This is a genomic window from Metabacillus endolithicus, from assembly GCF_023078335.1.
Taxonomy (GTDB): domain Bacteria; phylum Bacillota; class Bacilli; order Bacillales; family Bacillaceae; genus Metabacillus; species Metabacillus endolithicus.
Genome location: NZ_CP095550.1, coordinates 705,988 through 722,081 on the forward strand (window position 1 = coordinate 705,988; position 16,094 = coordinate 722,081).

General features: G+C 34.3%; 18 protein-coding genes and 1 pseudogene. 4 read left to right on the forward strand and 15 right to left on the reverse strand.

Going from position 1 to position 16,094, the window contains the following annotated elements; all coding sequences use genetic code 11:
• Positions 1-114 precede the first annotated feature (114 nt).
• Entirely contained in the window at positions 115-279 is a 165-nt protein-coding gene (locus tag MVE64_RS03925; protein ID WP_162987402.1) for a hypothetical protein, read from the forward strand.
• 43 nt (positions 280-322) lie between these two features.
• Here the strand turns inward: MVE64_RS03925 and MVE64_RS03930 are convergent, their stop codons facing one another.
• Positions 323-697 carry a DUF1798 family protein gene (locus tag MVE64_RS03930; RefSeq protein WP_247343974.1) on the reverse strand — a complete coding sequence of 125 codons (375 nt, stop codon included), beginning with the start codon at positions 695-697 and terminating at the stop codon, positions 323-325.
• A gap of 58 nt (positions 698-755) precedes the next feature.
• Entirely contained in the window at positions 756-1,010 is a 255-nt protein-coding gene (locus MVE64_RS03935) for a hypothetical protein (protein ID WP_121662556.1), read from the reverse strand.
• Positions 1,011-1,184: 174 nt separating this feature from the next.
• On the opposite strand from MVE64_RS03935, the gene MVE64_RS03940 reads away from it, so the two are divergent.
• The gene (locus MVE64_RS03940; RefSeq protein WP_247343977.1) at positions 1,185-1,283 is read left to right on the forward strand and encodes a spore protein; all 99 of its coding nucleotides are present in this window, start codon (positions 1,185-1,187) and stop codon (positions 1,281-1,283) included.
• Positions 1,284-1,352: 69 nt separating this feature from the next.
• On the opposite strand, the gene MVE64_RS03945 is transcribed toward MVE64_RS03940, so the two are convergent.
• Positions 1,353-2,342 (reverse strand): DUF2515 domain-containing protein, encoded by a 990-nt coding sequence (locus MVE64_RS03945; protein WP_247343979.1) that lies wholly within the window; start codon positions 2,340-2,342, stop codon positions 1,353-1,355.
• Positions 2,343-2,477: 135 nt separating this feature from the next.
• Between MVE64_RS03945 and recU the strand changes: the two genes are divergently transcribed.
• Both recU and MVE64_RS03955 read left to right on the forward strand, forming a co-directional pair.
• Positions 2,478-3,068 (forward strand): Holliday junction resolvase RecU, encoded by a 591-nt coding sequence (gene recU, locus MVE64_RS03950; protein ID WP_281730491.1) that lies wholly within the window; start codon positions 2,478-2,480, stop codon positions 3,066-3,068.
• Positions 3,069-3,282: 214 nt separating this feature from the next.
• Positions 3,283-5,757 carry a penicillin-binding protein 1A gene (locus MVE64_RS03955; protein WP_247343985.1) on the forward strand — a complete coding sequence of 825 codons (2,475 nt, stop codon included), beginning with the start codon at positions 3,283-3,285 and terminating at the stop codon, positions 5,755-5,757.
• Positions 5,758-5,849: 92 nt separating this feature from the next.
• Here the strand turns inward: MVE64_RS03955 and MVE64_RS03960 are convergent, their stop codons facing one another.
• The 12 genes and pseudogenes from MVE64_RS03960 to panB form a co-directional block, all read right to left on the reverse strand.
• Positions 5,850-6,377, reverse strand: coding sequence for a YpoC family protein (locus MVE64_RS03960; protein WP_247343987.1), 528 nt, complete (start codon positions 6,375-6,377; stop codon positions 5,850-5,852).
• Positions 6,367-7,032, reverse strand: coding sequence for an endonuclease III (gene nth, locus MVE64_RS03965; protein ID WP_247343989.1), 666 nt, complete (start codon positions 7,030-7,032; stop codon positions 6,367-6,369). Before nth ends, MVE64_RS03960 begins: the two co-directional genes overlap by 11 nt.
• Before the next feature lie 85 nt (positions 7,033-7,117).
• The gene (locus tag MVE64_RS03970; RefSeq protein WP_247343992.1) at positions 7,118-7,822 is read right to left on the reverse strand and encodes a DnaD domain-containing protein; all 705 of its coding nucleotides are present in this window, start codon (positions 7,820-7,822) and stop codon (positions 7,118-7,120) included.
• Between the two features lie 170 nt (positions 7,823-7,992).
• Positions 7,993-9,285 (reverse strand): asparagine--tRNA ligase, encoded by a 1,293-nt coding sequence (gene asnS / locus MVE64_RS03975; RefSeq protein ID WP_247343994.1) that lies wholly within the window; start codon positions 9,283-9,285, stop codon positions 7,993-7,995.
• Positions 9,286-9,419: 134 nt separating this feature from the next.
• Positions 9,420-9,551, reverse strand: a complete 132-nt coding sequence (locus tag MVE64_RS27330) for a hypothetical protein (protein ID WP_281730454.1) — start codon at positions 9,549-9,551, stop codon at positions 9,420-9,422.
• A 23-nt stretch (positions 9,552-9,574) separates the two neighbouring features.
• Positions 9,575-9,928 (reverse strand): cell wall elongation regulator TseB-like domain-containing protein, encoded by a 354-nt coding sequence (locus MVE64_RS03980; protein ID WP_247343998.1) that lies wholly within the window; start codon positions 9,926-9,928, stop codon positions 9,575-9,577.
• 14 nt (positions 9,929-9,942) lie between these two features.
• Positions 9,943-10,113 (reverse strand): YpmA family protein, encoded by a 171-nt coding sequence (locus MVE64_RS03985; RefSeq protein WP_247344001.1) that lies wholly within the window; start codon positions 10,111-10,113, stop codon positions 9,943-9,945.
• Between the two features lie 181 nt (positions 10,114-10,294).
• The gene (dinG, locus tag MVE64_RS03990; protein ID WP_247344003.1) at positions 10,295-12,382 is read right to left on the reverse strand and encodes an ATP-dependent DNA helicase DinG; all 2,088 of its coding nucleotides are present in this window, start codon (positions 12,380-12,382) and stop codon (positions 10,295-10,297) included.
• An 8-nt stretch (positions 12,383-12,390) separates the two neighbouring features.
• The gene (locus MVE64_RS03995) at positions 12,391-13,122 is read right to left on the reverse strand and encodes an exonuclease domain-containing protein (protein ID WP_247344005.1); all 732 of its coding nucleotides are present in this window, start codon (positions 13,120-13,122) and stop codon (positions 12,391-12,393) included.
• A gap of 456 nt (positions 13,123-13,578) precedes the next feature.
• The gene (panD, locus tag MVE64_RS04000) at positions 13,579-13,962 is read right to left on the reverse strand and encodes an aspartate 1-decarboxylase (protein WP_247344008.1); all 384 of its coding nucleotides are present in this window, start codon (positions 13,960-13,962) and stop codon (positions 13,579-13,581) included.
• 69 nt (positions 13,963-14,031) lie between these two features.
• Positions 14,032-14,877 (reverse strand): pantoate--beta-alanine ligase, encoded by an 846-nt coding sequence (panC, locus tag MVE64_RS04005; RefSeq protein WP_247344011.1) that lies wholly within the window; start codon positions 14,875-14,877, stop codon positions 14,032-14,034.
• A pseudogene (gene panB, locus MVE64_RS04010) lies at positions 14,874-15,714 on the reverse strand (3-methyl-2-oxobutanoate hydroxymethyltransferase). The gene panC and the pseudogene panB overlap by 4 nt, the downstream one beginning before the upstream one ends.
• Positions 15,715-16,094 lie beyond the last annotated feature (380 nt).

The following is a 16,094-nucleotide window of genomic DNA, read 5'->3' on the forward strand; positions in this document are numbered from 1 at the left end:
GCCTATAAGGTGATAATTTCTAATACTATCCATTCATCTTGAAATATTGATCCATACATGAAGAGTTACAATTTTGCTCATATTAGAAATGAGACATTAAAGGAGGTTTTGACTTTGGCTAGAGGAAAACATTTTAACCATAAAGAAAAAGGACATGAGCCAACAATTCCAAAGCATGGCCAAGAAGTAGCTGGAAAAGAAACAGAGCGTGTTGGGTATGATATTGAAATCGTTGGAACTGAAACGGAACGTCCTGTTAGTATAAAAGTTGAGGAGTAAGGCTTTTATCTAGAACAATTCATTAAAACACAAAAGGACGTCTCTATTTGGAGGCGTCCATTCTATCCATTTGCTCGATCATTCCGTTTAAAATATATTCAACAGAATGATGAAGGTTATGAAAACGCTGCTTATTAACGTCTTTGTAAAATGATTGAAGAACAACTTGTTCAATATTCTCCATTGCTGAGTCAATTTGAGTAAGATGAATATACTTAGGTTTATATTCTGAGACCCACTTGACGGCCAAAGGCTTCCATTCATTTGCTTTATTCATAACCAGTTCAAAATTTGGTTTAACATCGTCATAAAAATATTCTTCTGTTTTTTCAGGTTTTTCGTTTAATTGTTCAAATCGCTTTTTGCATTCCTCTAAATGCTGAAGAAGTTGTTGAGAGGATATTAATAGTAGTTCCAAAGCTTTCACCTCGAACTTATCATATCAAAACTCTCAGGATAAAGCACATAAGAACTCCTTATAAATTTGTCGCAATGATAGGGAATGGATAATGCTGATATTTATCATTTTTCAAAGGTGTCTCTTGATTGGTAGGGACTTTTGACATTACATTTGATAATTGACAATCAATCTGAACCGCTTGTTTCATCAAATCTTCTTCAATATTTTTAGATAAAATCCGGTTATCCAGCTCTTGTTCCAATTTCATTAGCTCTAGTTCTAACTCCTCTAACTTCTCTTCGATCACACTTTTTTCAATGATATTTTTCAATATTCTCCCTCCTCTTAAAGCTAATATTCGCTCTCATTCTCCCATACCCTTCACACCTGACAAAACTAGTTTTCATTCGGCAAAGAAAATGAAAAAATACAATTTTCGACAACTTCCTGTGTGTTGAATGGAAATGATGGGTTTCGTGCAAAATAATAGTAGGAGGTGCTAATAATGGCTAAAAAACCAAAAGATAAACAACAAACTGCTGAAGAAAAAGCAAACATTCCTAGTGATAAAAAACTTGATGGACCGAATCGCCCTTCAACTTAAACGATCACAGGAAACAATCATTATCTAAAATACTTAAGGTAGCAAGGACAAAAGGTCCTTGCTCTTTTTTCATCCATTTCTCCAATATTCCTGCAAAACCGTAAATAGGTGAAGTTGATCCTGTTTATGCTTAAACCAATCTGTTATTTCATAGTTTTTTGGTATTTTTCTTTTCTTAAACAAATGTTTTGTATTTTGACCATGAAACCAATCTTTTCTTAATCCGTCTAATGTATGAGGGATAATTGGATAAGCTGTTCGTAATAAAGGTGTTTCACGTTTTCTTTTATCAGCAAAGTACTTTTCATAATCATATCTGGATCCTGTGTGTGGAACTGTTCTAGCAAAGGTTTCAAAATGTTGATACATTCCCGAATCAAATAAAAGCCATCCTAAACGTTTTCCTAATTCAACTCGGTTTGTTAGCTTTTCAAAGTTGTAAACTGAAAATCCAAATAACTTACCGTGTAAAGTTGGGAAAATAACTGTACTAAAATGAAAAAGATCCTGAAATTTATAGGAGGCCGATTTAAAAACTAGACGTCTGTATGTTTCGTTCATAATAACGGGATGATGAATAACGTTTTGTTCATTAATGATTAAAGCAGTCATTAATCGATCTTTTTGACGCTTTTCCCAAAAAAGCCACCATTCTTTTTCCATAAACTTCGAAACCTGAAAATATGATAAAAGGTGAAAAAGTGGTTTGTTTAATTTCTTTGATAATTGGTAAATAAGTAATTGAGGAAAAGCATCATAAAATATTGTCCAATTTGCTCTTTCATATGTCATAAAGAGCAGGCTTCTTTTTTCTTGATTTAACGCTTTCCGAAACCATCTACCCTGCAGGTCTGTCATACTCCAACCTGCATTTCTTGAAACCATGCTAGCTAAAAACGACCACTTTATCTCAGGATGTTTAAAATAAAATTCTTCATACGCTTTGGTTCTGGAAATATTATCAATATTTTTTGTTTTTGTTATTTGTAAAATTTCTGAAACTAATTTTTGGTCATCAAGATCCATATTATTCTTATTTGTTCTAGACTTATTAAACATTGGTACACCTCGTATTACTAGCGTAACCCAAATAGCAGAAAGTACACACATTAACAAAATTGAAACTTTTTAATCATTCCTTTTCAAATTTTTTTGGTATGATAAGAAGTAGTTTTGAAGAGGAGGTAAAATATGATTTTTCGTTATCCTAACGGAAAGCCCTATCAGCCTAAGAATACACCTAAGAAAAAGCAGCAGCCTTCTATTGTATATAGCAACAGAGGTATGACTCTTGAAGAAGACCTAAATGAAACAAATAAATACTATTTAGAAAACCAGTTAGCTGTCATACATAAAAAACCAACACCTGTTCAGATTGTAAACGTAGATTATCCACGACGAAGTGCAGCTGTTATAAAAGAAGCGTACTTTAAACAAAGCTCAACAACTGACTATAACGGAATTTATAGAGGCAAATATATAGATTTTGAAGCGAAGGAAACGAAGAACAAAACATCTTTTCCATTACAGAATTTTCATTCTCATCAAATTGAACATATGAAAAGTGTAATAAACCAAAATGGAATTTGTTTTGTCATTTTATCCGCTTTTAATGATTTTTATTACCTTGATGCAACACATTTGTTGGTTTTTTGGGAGCGACAGGAAAATGGTGGTCGAAAGTCAATCACTATGGAGGAAATTAAAGAAAAAGGTCATATTATTCCTATTGGATATCAAGCAAGGATTGACTATCTTAAGATTATAGATAAACTATATTTTTAAGATACTTTAATTTTAAACATAATTGAATTGTAGCAAGAAGCTTTTTCTAAAAGCTTATGATGAAAGGTTGGTAGTGCATGACTGAACAATATAAGAGTCGTGAAGAACGAAGAAAAAAACAGACTCAAAAAAACACGAAGAAAAAATCAAAGAAAAAGAAACCAGGCTTTGGAAGAAAATTTTACTAAGTCTTTTGGCAATAGGGATTGTAGGAATGGTTGCAGGAGGTATTACTTTTGCAGTCATTGTATCTGATGCTCCTCCACTTGATGATAAAAAATTAAAAGATTCATTTTCATCCAAAATATATGATATGAATGGTGAGGAAATAACCGAGTTTGGTCAAGTAAAAAGAACTTATGTTCCATACGATGATATACCTAAAGTACTTGAAAATGCCGTTTTAGCAACTGAGGATGCACGTTTTTATGAGCACAGTGGTGTTGATTTTATTCGTATAGGTGGCGCATTTGTTGCAAACGTTCAAGAAGGCTTTGGTGCCGAGGGTGGTAGTACAATTACCCAACAAGTAATCAAAAACTCTTTATTAACGAGAGATAAAACCGTGACTCGTAAAGTACAAGAATTATGGCTAGCGTTTCAATTAGAGCAAAAATATTCTAAACAAGAAATTCTTGAAATGTATCTTAACAAAATATACTTTCCTGGTAATATATACGGCGTAGCTCAAGCAGCTGAATCATTCTACGGAAAAGCATTAAGTGAGTTAGAGCTTCATGAAGCTGCGATGATTGCTGGGATTCCACAGAGTCCAAATAACTATAATCCGAGAACAAATCCGGAAAAAGCTGAAAAACGACGTAATATTGTTTTAACCTTAATGGCTAAACATGGATTTATTACAGAAGCTGAGGCTGAAGAAGCGAAGCAGGTTCCTGTCCAATCCACTGTGATTGAACCTACAGAAAAAGCAAATCCTTACCACGCCTTTGTAGAAGAAGTCATTGAAGAAGTAAAAGAAAAAACAGATCTTGATGCTGGTTCTGCAGGATTGGAAATCTATACAACTCTTGATCCAAAAGCACAAGATGCGGTAGAAAATGTTTTAAACGGCGATGTTATGAACTTCCCTGATGATGAACTTCAAGCTGGAATCACTCTTCTAGATACGCAAACAGGAGAAATTCGTGCAATTGGGGGCGGACGCAATCAACCAGTTGGTGGCTATAATTATGCTACAGATACTAGACGTCAGCCTGGTTCTACAATTAAGCCTGTACTAGATTATGGACCAGTTATAGAGCATGATAAATGGTCTACTTTCCATCAAATCGTCGATGAACCATACACTTATAGTGATGGAACAAAAATTAATAACTGGGATCGCTCTTACAAAGGAAAGATGTCAATCCGTCAAGCACTAGCCGATTCAAGAAATATCCCAGCTTTAAAAGCATTACAAGAAGTTGGGTTAGATAAAGCGAAGGAATTTGCACAAGGCCTTGGCATTCCACTTGATGAGATTTATGAGCCTTATGCAATTGGAGGATTCAGAGATGGAGTCTCCCCTCTTCAAATGGCAGGTGCTTTTAGTGCCTTTGGGAATAATGGAATTTATATTGAACCGCACGCTGTTAAGAAAATTGTTTTAAGTGATGGAACTGAAATCAGCTTAGAACCTGAGCCTGAGGCAGCAATGAGTGATTATACAGCATTTATGGTTACAGATATGATGAAGTCTGTTGTTGAATATGGAACTGGTAAGTCTGTTCAAATATCTGGAGTCAACATTGCTGGAAAAACAGGTACAACTAATTTTAGTGAAGATGATAAGTCAAAATATAATGTGCCTTCTGGTGCAGCAAAGGATGCTTGGTTTGTAGGTTATAATCCTAATTACACAGCAGCGGTTTGGACCGGATACAATATATCCGCAGATAGCGAAAAGGTTTATTTAGATTCTAGTGATCAAAAATTAGCAAGAGCTATGTTTAGAGAGGTCTTTTTAGAAGTTGCTAAAGGTGATACTTCTGATTTTGAACAACCTAACAGCGTTGTTCGATTAGCAGTTGAAAAAGGCTCAGATGAAGTACTAGCAAGTGATTATACCCCTTCTAATCAGATTGCTTATGAATATTTCGTTAAAGGTTTCGAACCTAAAAAAGTCTCTAAAAAATACGAAAAACTCGATAAGCCTTCAGATTTAAACATTAACTATGACCAGGTAACAAATTCTATAAGCATAAACTGGGGTTATAATGAAGATGCATTAGATGGATTATCTTTTGAAGTAAGACAGTCTATTGACGGCGGAGCATATGAAGTCGTCAGTCAATCAGCATCTACTTCATATCAGATAGCAGATGTTACACCAGGATCTACTTACGCTTTCCAAGTAATTGCTGTTAGTGGCAATAATCGAAGTGATGCAGCTGCCACTCAACTACAGGTACCAGAACCTGATGTTGACGTACCTGAACTTCCAGGAGATGACGAAGAAGGTCAAAATGAGGATGATCAAGAAGATGAAGATTCTGGAGAAGGTAATGGGAATGGTAATGGCAACGGGGAGCAAAACGGTAATGGAAATGGAAATGGTAACGGAAATGGTAATGATAGCGGAAACGAAGATGAAAGTGAGGATGGTACTGAACAGGATATAGAAGGCGAACAAACTGATCCTGATGTAGAAACTACTGTACCTCCTACTGAAAACACTGGACAATAATCGTATAGATTATATCGAAAGAACCGATCATTGGATCGGTTCTTTTCTTATGTAATAAAAAAGGAATTATCCGTTTTCATAGCGAATAATTCCTACAGTTTATTCATTGCAAGAGCCTTGTAAAATGATTTTTCCAGTTCCGCAAAAAGTTGCTCTAACTGAACAAAAGCATGATATTGATATGGGTTATCGATTATAAATTGGAGTCTCTCCTCACAATTTACCGGTTTTAATAGCATCTTATTTATACTCATCGCATAGACCTTAATTGCTTGAACTGATCTTTTGTTCATCCAATGTAAACAAACAATATAAAGTGATAGACATTTTAAAAGTGATTTCTTTTGCAAATCACTTTTATCTCGTTTCATAAATCCTTCCTTAGCCTTTAACATCAGTTGTTTCCAAACATTAAACAAAACCGGAACACATTCTTTCGGATGATTCCAGGGCAAATTCTCTACTTCTTGTGCTTGTTGTATGGCAAGCATGTCAAAATAAAAAGGTTCTTTTAACAAAATTTCATTAACTTCATTGTGTAGTACACAAAAATGTGTTTGGTTTTGAAAAAAAGGTGTACCTCTAAAGATATCAGGTATCTTGTACAGTTTATTTTGCATGTGCAGCTTTTCCTTTTTTCATTCTTTTTTGCCCTTCTCTACATAAATGAAGCAGTGGACAAATTTCACATTGTGGAGATTGAGCCTTACAATGGTACCTTCCGAAGAAAATTAAACGATGATGTGTATCTGACCATTCTTCTTTTGGAACTTTTCTCATCAAAGTCTTCTCTACTTCTAATACTGAATCCTTCCATCTGCAAATACCCAGGCGTTTACTTACCCTTTCTACATGAGTATCAACAGCAATTGCAGGTACACCAAATGCAACTGACATTACAACATTTGCTGTTTTTCTTCCAACTCCAGCTAACTTTGTTAACTCTGTGTGATCATTTGGCACTTCTCCATTATAATGTTCGAGTAAAGTTTCACAAAGTTTACGAATGTTCTTCGCTTTATTTCGATATAATCCAATTGACCTGATGTCTGACTGTAATTCTTCTAGTGAGACAGCAAGGTAATCTTCAGGTTTTTTATATTTTTGAAATAAATTTTTTGTTACTTTATTTACTAAAGCATCAGTGCATTGAGCAGATAATGCCACAGCTATGACTAATTCAAAGGGATTGTCATGAATTAGTTCACAATGAGCGTCTGGAAACATCTCTGTCATCGTATCTAGACACTCGCGAATTTGAACTTTTGTTAACATCTTCTCACCCACTTCTCTACTTGAATTTTTTCATTTAAAAAGATAAGATTCGTACACTAGAACGTAAGAAAAAAGAGCTAAAATTTTAGCTCTCAAGCCAGTTATAAAAGGGAACTTTTCTTTCATAATTCTCTGGATTACTTTGAGTTTTGGATGTAGTGCCCTGATTTTGACGGAACTTTTTAGCATAGTTTCGTGCTTGCTCAATTGTACGAATTCCGTTCTTTTTCCACTCAAAAAGAATCCGATCAATGTATCTAAAGTTCAATTTTCCTGACATAACAGATTCTCTTAATGCCGCTTTAATAATAACAGGATCATAATCGTCTTGATCAATCCAAATAGCTAGAGTTTCACACTCAAATGGTGATAGTGGTCTTCCGAATTCATTTTCGAAAATTGTATATAAACTCTCATCCTCTTTTTGGCTTTGTTCCTGAGTTTTTTTCTGACTTTCATTAATTAAATATGTGTATAACTTATCCCATAGTGGTTTAAGTGAGTAATATTCAAATAAAATTGTGTCTTGTTCACTCTCTTCAATCATTAAAAACCCTTTTTGAATTAAAGTTCTTAAAATAGACGTACATTCAGATGTTGAAATTGACATATGCTGAGATAGTTCAGTTGGAGTAGGAAATTGGTTTCCGTTCTCCTTATATTTTTTCACTTGAAGAATGAGCATAAATTCAAGTTCATTTAAGCCTAATTTTGCATAATAATTAAAAAGCATAACCGGAATGGAAACATGTCCTGCTTCTTGGAGAAAGATGAATTGTTCTTTATTCATATTCACACCCCTTACCTTAGTGTAGTATACCATGACAAGCTACTACATTGTATAAAATAAACTTCGGTTGTTTTTGCCATATAAGGAAATCAACAGCTTACTTAATTTGTTTGTATTTGTTCAATAAGAATGAAAAAACCGACTCAGGTAGAGTCAGTTTTTTTATCTTCTTATGGGTAAAGTCTGTTTAATAAACGAGGGAATGGAATTGTTTCACGAACATGTTCAACCCCACTTAACCATGCCACTGTTCTCTCAAGACCTAAGCCAAATCCAGAATGTGGTACAGAACCATACTTTCTAAGCTGTAGATACCATTCATAAGCTTGTTCGTCTAATTGATGCTCTTCTATACGTTGTTTAAGCAATCGCTCATCATGAATACGCTCAGAGCCACCAATGATTTCTCCATAGCCTTCAGGTGCAATTAAATCTGCACACAGCACAACCTCTTCACGGTTAGGATCCGGTTGCATATAAAAAGGTTTTAAGCTTGTTGGATAATGTGTAATAAATACAGGTTTATCAAAGCTCTCTGCGATTGCTGTTTCATGTGGAGCACCAAAATCGTCTCCCCATTTAATATCTGTAAATCCTTTTTCTTGAAGAAACTTAATTGCATCATCATACGTAATTCTTGGGAAAGGTGCCTTTATTTTTTCTAATTTAGATGTATCTCTACCTAATGTATTTAGTTCAAGTGAACAATTTTCTAAGACACTTTGGGTAATATATGATACATATGCTTCTTGTACTTGAAGATTATCTTCAAATTCATAAAAAGCCATTTCAGGCTCAATCATCCAAAATTCTATAAGATGGCGGCGTGTTTTTGATTTTTCTGCTCGGAAAGTAGGACCAAACGAAAATACCTTTCCTAACGCCATTGCTGCTGCTTCCATGTATAATTGGCCACTTTGAGATAAATAGGCATCCTCATCAAAGTATTTTGTATGAAATAATTCAGATGTTCCTTCCGGTGCACTTCCGGTTAAAATTGGAGGATCAACTTTAACAAAACCTTCTTTATTAAAAAATTCATATGTTGATCTAATGATTTCGTTTCTAATTTTCATTACTGCATGCTGACGTTTAGAACGAAGCCATAAATGGCGGTGATCCATTAGAAATTCTGTTCCATGTTCTTTTGGTGTTATAGGATAATCAACAGATTCAGAAATAACGCGAATATTTGTAACCCCTAATTCATAACCAAAGGGAGAACGTTCATCTACCTTAACGATTCCAGATACATAAAGAGATGTTTCTTGAGTAATAGACTTTGCATTTTGGAAAACCTCTTCTGCAACCTCAGCCTTTACTACAACTCCTTGAATAAAGCCTGTACCATCTCTTAATTGAAGAAAAGCAATTTTGCCACTTGAGCGTTTATTTGAAAGCCATGCTCCTATTGTTACTTCTTGTCCAACATATTTTCCAACTTCTGCAATTGTTGTTTTCACGTATAAATTCCCTCCATCAGCTGCGATGTCTACTTTTTATGTATTTTCTTCATCATTTTATTATACGTTTTTTATAATATGGTCGCAATGTTTCCAAAATAAGCCGAAACTTTCCGATTATTTCTACACCTTTATTAAGATGAAGTTTTTGTTTTTAATGCCATATGTTTAATAATTTCACCATCATAAAAATTCACATAATCAAACGTATATCGATCAGATTCGTCTTTGTATTTCACTTCCCAAATAGGTATTTCATCATCCATACCTAACCGAACACTTATGATTTCTACTGGAAACTGTATTCATTATTAACCTTTTTAAGTGCTTCATTCTTTGTTATACCAGAAGACTGTTTTTTCACTAACATTTTATCTTCTTTATCCTTTTTGTACACCCAGACGTATACACCCTCATTATTTGTTTTTTCGCCTGTTAATACATGATATTGATTATCACTATTAAAAGTCGTAATTTCCGTTATAGTCGAAAGATTTGCTGATTCCATAGCTATTTTTTTCGATTGCTCATGACCATTCGTGTATTGTTCTCTTGCAGCCTGATATGTTGCTGTAAAAATCCATACAGCTGCAATAAAAATTATTGAGAATACAGCAATGAATGTCCAAGTTTTTCTACCCATATCGTTAACCCTTTCTAAGTACGGTATATAGTAAATACTGCTTTTGATTTATCTTCCTGATCAAGAGCAAGACCAAACATTAAATCATCTCTTTTTAATGTTCTGTTCAGTAAGTCAACGACTTTATATAAATCATCAGAATGATCTACAGTTACAGTTGATACAATTTCAATTTTACTTTCCATAGCTTTTTCCTCCCACATAAAAACAAATATTGTAACTTATATGTCTGCCTAGTCTGGATACAATAACATTACAACAACATCTATTTGTTGTAACCACGATTTATTATAACAGGTGTCATTAAGTAACGTGAAAATAAATTTCTCCTAGCTCACACCAAATCTTCGTGGCTGATTCAGCAGATCAGCCACCCTTTTTGTTATTAATCCAATGATCAATAGAATGTGTAAGATGATGCATTGGTTTTGACACTATATCGATAGATGGTATTGACGCTAAAAAATCTTTTCCATATCTTGACGTAATAATGCGATTGTCTAAGACAAACAGAATACCACGGTCATCTTCATGCCTAATTAATCGCCCGAACCCCTGTTTAAATCTTAGGATAGCCTCTGGCAGTGAATAATCGTAAAAAGAGTTTGCACCTTGTTCTTCCATATATTCACTTGTTGCAGCCACGACAGGATCATCCGGAGAAGCAAATGGAAGTCGAACAATCATAAGAGCCTTTAGATCCTCTCCTGGGAAATCAACTCCTTCCCAAAAGCTGCTTGTGCCTAACAAAATGGCCTTGTCAAATTGTTTGAAATTTTTCGTTAGTCTTGATCTACTTCCACTTCCCGTTCCTTGCCCCATTATCGCAAAATCCTCTAATGTTACATCTTCTTTAACAATTTGATACGTTTTTCTCAACATCTCATAAGAAGTAAATAAAACGAGCATTTTTCCATTTGAAATTTGAGCTACAGTTCCAATATGCGCTGCAATTGCCTCAGAGTATTCTTCGATAGAAACCTCATTTACTACAGGCATATCAGTTGGAACAAACAATTTCACCTGTTTTTCATAGTCAAACGATGAATCTAATACAACCTGCTTCGGGAAAAAATCAGCTAGTCCTATATTATTAATGAAATAGGAGAAAGATTTTTTTACTGTTAAAGTGGCAGAAGTAAGCACTGCACTTTGTACGTGAGCAAAGAACTTATCTGCTAAGTATTCTGAAACCTGTACAGGTTGAGCGTAAATATAAACGGCATTTTTAGCACCTTTTGATTCAATTTCAATCCATTTAACAACCGAATCATATTCCTCAAAAAATAAAAATTCAATATTTTTCTTATACACATTCATTTTCACGATTACTTTTCTTATGTTTTCAATCGTTAACTTCTCTGTAATCGATAATTCTATTGTTGAAATTTGATCAAATTTTGCAAGTTCTGTTTCCATTAACTTCAAAAGATCGTGGATCATAAATTGAATTCTATTTGCCAACTCCAGGATTGAATTCCATGTTCGATTATTCTCTTTTTCTGATTGAAGTCGATATGAGGTACGATTTAAAAATGAATCTTTTTTTCTTTTTAGAACATAGGCGTGAAGACCTGAAAAAAATTGTTGTGTTTCTTCTTGTAGCTCCATTAAGATCTGCTCTAGTTTTTGTGAAAAAGTAGAGCTTTCAAGATGAAACTTTTGCTGACATTGAATAAATTTCTTTAAAAGACCATTTGTATGCAAAGAACCTAATGAGTTCATCATGTAGTTAAGCTCTAAATAATGTAATTTGATTCCAAGTTGTTCAGTAGCTACATGCTGAAAATGATGTGCTTCATCAACTATGACTTCCTGATAATGAGGCAAGATTTTTTGTTCTCTCTCAACATCAGATAAAAGCATTGCATGATTGGTTATGATAATATTCGCCGCTGATGCTTTTGTCCTTGCTTTTTGATAGAAACATGTCGAAGAAAATGGGTTATTATGAAAGGAAGAATTGTCTACATGTAGGTTCTCCCATAACGTTCTTCCACCAGATGGAAGGTTTAACTCGTCTACATCACCAGTTTCTGTTTGTGTTAACCAAATCAATATTTGGGCCTTCGCCAATATAAAGTCATAATTATCATCTAAATCATTTAGTGATTGTTCAAACTTCTGCAAACATAAATAATGGCGCTGCCCTTTTAAAATCGTTGCTATAAAAGGAAAAGGTAAAACCTTCTGTAAAAAAGGAATTTCTTTTTCAAGTATTTGTGTTTGTAGATGATTTGTATGTGTGCTGACGATTAACGGTCTTTTCTCTTTTATCGAGTGTATTAAAGCTGGAACAAGATATCCAATTGTTTTGCCACTTCCAGTACCAGCTTCAATCATACTGTGCTGATGAGTAGAAAATGCGTCCAACACTTCATTCATCATTTTTAGCTGCCCTGATCGTACATGATAGGTTGGTAATACTTTTGTAATGCTTTCCCGTCCATTCATAAAAATGTTTAGTATGTTATCACTTCTAATTCAACGCTTTTCTCCCCAGGCTCCATAGTGTCAATTTGCTTTTTGATCGCAAGTGTACGAACAATTTCTACATCAGGATTTCCTTGTTCCCTTAACGTTATAAGTTTCTTAGATAGTAATTCTTCAAGTATTTCCTCTGCATCACTTATAAAAGAGCCTGCCAGTTTTATTAGCTGCTGTAGAGTGATAATTGGTAAGTCATTTAACTTTTTAAAAATATGTAGTAATAGTAAAGCTGTTGCTTCTGCATCACTATCAGCTCGATGAGGATTAACATGCAGCATATTAAATTCATCACTTAAATCAGATAATTTATAACTTTTTTCAGTCGGAAAAGCCATTCTCGTTAATTCCACTGTATCTAGAATGGGCCCTGAAAAATAATACCCATAACTTTTAAACTCCTCTTGTAAAAAAGACAAATCAAAATAAACGTTATGAGCGACAAAAAAAGCATCCGTTAACATGTTATGTAGTTCTTCAGCAATTTCACCAAACGTAGGAGCACCTTCCACCATATGATTTGAGATTCCTGTTAGCTGTTCAATAAAAGGTGGTATTTCTTGCATAGGATTAACAAAGCTCATATACCGATCAACAATTTCACCATTCTCAATTGTAACAGCAGCAACCTGAATGATTTTGTCCCCTTTTTTGGGCGAATTACCAGTTGTTTCTATATCGATCACAACATAACGTTGTTCTTTCATAAATAACACCTCAATTTATTTCAAAAACGAAAAACTGTTTTATTCATACTCTTTGCTGACTATTAGTTTACCCCAATACGTGTAAGTTTTAAATAACTTTAGAATATACTAGGCTAATACCATTCATTTTTTCACACTATTCCGTAGAGTACGATGTGTATGGTACAATCCTTTCACTGAGTGTGTATTCGAAAAGGTAAGTTACTTGAATCAATTTCATAATGTATCATTTGTTACCAAAAAACGTATGAATTTTACTTTATTAGTATTTTTATCCGTGTATTGTTTATTAACAAGTTCAGGATAAAGAAAAATGTTCGTTTTTTGATTTAAGTGTTATTATTATGAAATTAACTCACTTAAAAGAAAATAAAAAAGACCTACTCTATAATGACTTCTCTCATGGAAAAAGCGGAAATATTGAAAGTCATTTTGAGTCAGGTCTTATTTGTTTTGTTATAAAATTGTTGCAGCTGGTTCTTGACCTAAAATTTCTACAATTTTATTATTTTCATTCATAATAGCAATTTTTGGTTGGTGAGTAGGTAGTTTCTCTTCCTGTACCATTGTATAAGTAAGAATGATGACTACGTCTCCTTCTTGAACAAGCCTTGCAGCAGCACCATTTAAACATACAACCCCACTGCCTCTTTTACCCGGAATAATATAGGTCTCAAATCGTGCACCGTTGTTATTATTAACAATTTGCACTTTTTCGTTTGCCACCATACCGACAGCATCGATAATGTCTTCGTCTATAGTAATACTACCAACGTAATTCAAATTAGCCTCTGTTACACGAGCACGATGTATTTTAGCATTCAACATTGTACGAAACATTTGGCTCTCCCTCTTTTCATATATTTATCTATATTTTTAACACTCTAACTGAGCTATTATTTAATGCAATTAAACTTCAATCGTTATATTATCAATTAGTCTTGCATTTGTAAACTTCACTGCGACAGCTATGATGATATTTCCATGAAGTACCTCAATTTCCTCTAGTTTAGGATAATTTAGGATTTCAACATAATCAATCTTTCCTGATGTATTGGTTGAAATAATGGAAGTAACAAGTTCAATTACTTTTTGTTTACTTCGTTCTCCTTTTAAGATTAATTCCTTTGCTTCGCATAAGCTTTTATATAAAGCTGTTGCTTCTATTCTTTCACGATCATTTAAGTTAACATTACGTGAGCTTTTTGCTAATCCGTCTTCTTCCCTTATTGTTGGAACTGCCACTAAATGAATTGGAAAATTAAATTCACTTATTAACCCGTCGATAACCGCTACTTGTTGGGCATCCTTCATTCCAAAATAAGCTTTGTCAGGTTGAACCATATTAAATAATTTCGTTAGGACTGTTGCCACTCCATCAAAGTGTCCTTTTCTTGATCTTCCACATAAAACATCTATCCTTTTTTTAACAATGACCGTATATGCAGGTTCATCAGGATACATCTCAGTTACAGGTGGAGTAAATATAAGATCAACCCCTGCCTGCTCTGCTAGTTTCTGATCTCTTTCTGCATTTCTTGGGTACGAATCAAAATCTTCATTTGGGCCAAATTGAAGAGGGTTAACAAATATACTTAACACGACAATGTCGTTCTCTTTTCTTGCTTCCTCTAAAAGCTTTAAGTGACCTTCGTGTAAATAACCCATTGTTGGTACAAACCCGATTGTTAGGTTTCCTTGTTTAAATGAACGAATTTCTTTTCTTAGTTCCTGGATTGTACTGACAATGTTCATTTCTTTATTCCTCCATATAAGCTGTGTAGCTCTTCCTCTTTCATGTTAAAGGAATGTTTCTCCTCCGGAAAGCTTCGGCTTTTCACTTCTGCAACATATTGCGAAATTGCAGATATTGTGGTTTCAGCTATAGAGGCATATTGTTTTACAAATTTCGGAACATAACCTGAACCATAGCCTACTAAATCATGATAAACTAACACTTGACCGTCCGTTTGACGCCCAAATTTCAATACCAATTGTTGGGATTGAAAGTAATCTTGTTATCTCAAGCGCTAACTGCTGGGGAACACATTCTAAAACTAGAGCTATTGCCCCTGCAGCTTGACATTTTTTAGCATCTTCAATAAGCTTTCGAGCTGCCTCTGCATCTTTTCCTTGAACTCTGTATCCACCTAAGACATTAACTGACTGAGGTGTCAACCCAAGATGAGCAACAACTGGTATTCCACCAAAAGTAAGCGCTTCAATTATTGGAGTAACACCATCTGCCCCCTCTACCTTTACAGCATCTGCTCCACCTTCCTGCATAATTCTTGCAGCGTTTTTTAAAGATTCATCCTTTGAAAGGTGATAAGACATAAACGGCATATCTGTTACAACAAATGTATCTTTTGCTCCTCGTTTTACTGCTTTCGTATGATGAATCATATCGTTAACAGTAACAGGTATAGTGGAGTCATACCCTAACACAACCATTCCTAATGAATCTCCAACAAGAATCATATCAACTCCGGCGATTTCGACTTGTTTGGCACTTGGAAAATCGTAAGCCGTCAGCATTGTGATTGGTTCATTTTTTTCTTTCATTTTCATAAAATCTTGTCTTGTTTTCATAATTTCCCCTCCAGATTTAGCATGTAAATCCATTCTTGTATAACGACAACATTGGATTACTTATGATAAATGGGTAGTTCGTAATGAGAAAAGCATTGGTAGGAGAGAGAATGAAATATCCGATTTTAAATTTATCATGATTGTTATAGGTTTGTTTTACCTCAATCATTAAACATAAAAAATCCTTCATATCGACAAAGATAGAAGGATTGTAGACTATTCGTTCGGTTTCATCCCTCTGTCCTAGTCCTTCTTGGATCAAGGCAGATAATTTTCAAAATTTTATTGGACCTTATTATTACTATTTACATTAATAAAGGTCTTCAACAAACTATTCTTTATCACAAGGTGTAGTTCATAAGATACTACCCAAAAAAAGT